Origin of the sequence: Bacillus hominis (genome assembly GCF_018332515.1) — a bacterium.
Taxonomy (GTDB): Bacteria; Bacillota; Bacilli; order Bacillales; family Bacillaceae_G; genus Bacillus_A; species Bacillus_A hominis.
In genome coordinates this window covers 1-610 of record NZ_BOQD01000605.1, presented here as the reverse complement: position 1 = coordinate 610, position 610 = coordinate 1, and the positions used below count along the sequence as shown (strand labels likewise).

Genomic DNA, 610 nt, shown 5'->3' with positions numbered 1-610 from the left:
ATATGGGTGTCTTTTCTTTATGCGTTAAAAAGCCCACCTATTTCCGTAGGTAGACTATATGTGATTTTGCACTTGTGCACGATTGAATTATAACAGAAACTCCTAATCTTCGTTATACCTCTACAATAATAATTTTACGTACTATACAACTGCATATTCAGAAGACAATAATGTTGAGGCATTTTCATCTTTAAAAAATGAGCCTATAGTAAAAACAACTTTAAAATAGGCATATGAACAAGGTGCATCATCTAGTGATAGGTCATATTTTGTTGGTGTACGTATTGAACTTAGTTTATAGTGCTATTTCTACTTAGATTTAACGAACAGAAATATAGGAAAGCATCGATGAGGTTTTAGTTTATAAATGGAGGTCATGAAAATGAATCAGTTTCAACAAGAACTACAAGCGTTAAGCCTTAATGATTATCAGTCTGAACATGTTGTGTATTGGGACCAGCAAAACCAATATCCATATTACTATATTGAAGGCGATGCTCGTCGCTGTGGCGGTTGTGGCCGTTGTGGCGGTTGTGGTGGTGGTCGTTGTGGTGGTGGTGGATTTCGTTGTGGTGGATTCCGATGTTTTGGTTGCTTCGGTTGCTTTAAT

At 36.7% G+C, this 610-nt stretch carries 1 protein-coding gene; it reads left to right on the top strand.

The window, feature by feature from the left end:
- Nucleotides 1-382 precede the first annotated feature (382 nt).
- Nucleotides 383-610: heterocycloanthracin/sonorensin family bacteriocin (locus KI356_RS27590; RefSeq protein WP_212937050.1), on the top strand; the 228-nt coding region annotated here is incomplete at its 3' end.